Below are 2154 nucleotides of genomic sequence, written 5' to 3'. Positions count from 1 at the left end.
TGTTACCAACGGAGTAAAATTGATCCACTGACAACGGTTTAAAAGTGATCCACCTGAGGCATCATAGCCGCACTTTTCAATAAGACAAGGCGGCCTAACATGCTAACTCAGGAGCAACTAGTGGACATTCACGTTTTACACCGACAGGGATTGAGTAATCGCGAGATTGCACGCCGTCTTGGCATTTCCCGTAACACAGTAAAGAACTACCTGGCGCGGCCGACAGTAACGCCAAGCTATTCGGCGCGTGAAGCGCGCCCAACGAAGTTAGGCCCTTATGAGGGCTATCTTCGTGAACGGATTAAAGCCGCTGAGCCTGATTGGATACCGGCAACGGCTCTCTTTCGAGAGATAGAAGCCCAAGGTTATAACGGCGGTATGACTCAGTTGCGACAGTATGTATCGCAGTTTAAAAAGCCAGAAGCGAACGACCCAGTTGTTCGATTCGAAACCCAGCCCGGTGAGCAGTTGCAAGTTGATTTCACTAACATCAACCGCAACCGGCGTCGCATGAAGGGCTTTGTCGCGACGTTATCGTTTAGCCGTGCAACCTTCGTACACTTTTCAGTGCGCGAGCGCCAAGAAGATTGGTTGTACGGTTTAGAAGAAGCATTTGCCTTCTTCGGTGGTGTTACTCAACACGTCCTGTTTGATAACGCCAAGACCATTATGATTGAACGTGATGCATATGGCCCAGGGCAACATCGCTGGAACCCAGCGCTGCTCGAGTTCGCTAAGTACTACGGTTTCCAACCACGAGCTTGCCGCCCTTACCGAGCTCGCACGAAGGGTAAGGTTGAGCGTTTCAACTCATATTTAAAAAGCAGCTTCATCACGCCATTAGCGGCGAGTTTGAAGCAGCATGGTTTACGCTTTGATGTGTCGGTGGCCAACGCTCACATTGGCCCATGGCTTGAACACGTTGCGCATCAGCGCATTCACGGTACAACCGGTCAGAAGCCGCAGATATTGCTTGAGCAAGAGCGGTTTCATTTACAACCGCTACCAGCTAGAGAACACGGTCGTATCGTGACATCATCCGCGAGCCGACCAACACCGATAGAGAGCCTACAGCACCCGCTGAGCGTTTATGATAGCTTGTTGGAGGGACGTTTATGAACCTTCAACAAGAACGCATACTAGACGCTTGTGAGACGCTCAAGCTCGGAACCATAAGTTCTGAGTGGTCTGCTGTAGCAGATAAAACAAGTGCTAAAGAAGGTACTTTTGCCGACTTTCTAGAGCAACTACTGCAGCTTGAGCTGCAAGCAAGGACACGACGAACACAAGAGACGCTTCTTAAGTTCGCTGGCTTTCCAGCATTAAAATCGTTCGATGATTACGATTTTAAGTTTGCTAGTGGAGCACCACGACAGCAACTAAAAGAGCTCACTGGTTTAGCGTTCGTTGAACGTGCCGAGAACATTGTATTACTCGGTCCTAGCGGCGTTGGTAAAAGCCACTTGGCTATCAGTCTGGGTTACCTTGCGGTCATGCGTGGCATTAAAACTCGGTTTATTACAGCAGCTGATTTAATGCTTCAGCTCGCAACGGCAAAAAGCCAAGGCCGACTTGAGCAGTACTTGAAGCGCAGTGTACTCGCGCCAAAGCTGCTCATTATTGATGAGATAGGTTATCTACCTTTCGGCCGCGATGAGGCAAACCTGTTCTTTAACGTTATCGCCAAACGATATGAACACGGTAGTGTCATCGTCACTAGCAACTTGCCATTTTCACAATGGTCGAATGCATTTGCCGATGACACAACGCTTACAGCGGCATTATTAGATCGGCTTCTGCATCATTCGCACATTGTGCAAATTAGTGGTGAGAGCTTCCGATTAAAGGGCAAAAAAGCTGCCGGAATAATACCTGCAGTTGAAACAAGCACAGAAGTACTTGTTGATGCCTAAACAAAGCAATGGATCAGTTAAATACCGTTGTTTTGCACGAAAATGGCCGTTAAGGTGGATCAATTTTATTCCGATGCTTTTCGGATAAACCGCAAACCGGCCAAGATAATTGACGCTGAGTGAGCACTTTTGTGGATCACTTTGTAGTCGGCGTCTGAAGTATAAAATTAGCTAAGGGTGGATCACTTTTACTCCGTTGTTTTTAGGACAAAAGTGGATCAGTTTTCACCCGTTGTTGACA

General features: G+C 48.0%; 2 protein-coding genes. Both read left to right on the top strand.

Annotation, left to right across the window (positions count from 1 at the left end):
* Positions 1–99: 99 nt before the first annotated feature.
* Positions 100–1119 (top strand): IS21 family transposase, encoded by a 1020-nt coding sequence (gene istA, locus M1L23_RS12840; RefSeq protein WP_252627840.1) that lies wholly within the window; start codon positions 100–102, stop codon positions 1117–1119.
* Positions 1116–1913 carry an IS21-like element helper ATPase IstB gene (istB, locus tag M1L23_RS12835; protein WP_126777846.1) on the top strand — a complete coding sequence of 266 codons (798 nt, stop codon included), beginning with the start codon at positions 1116–1118 and terminating at the stop codon, positions 1911–1913. The genes istA and istB overlap by 4 nt, the downstream gene beginning before the upstream one ends.
* The last annotated feature ends 241 nt before the right edge of the window (positions 1914–2154 follow it).

The sequence above is a fragment of the Aliidiomarina quisquiliarum genome, assembly GCF_023922585.1.
In the GTDB taxonomy this organism is placed as follows: Bacteria; Pseudomonadota; Gammaproteobacteria; order Enterobacterales; family Alteromonadaceae; genus Aliidiomarina; species Aliidiomarina quisquiliarum.
Note: the sequence above shows the minus strand (reverse complement) of the source record. Positions and strands in the feature narration are given on the sequence as shown.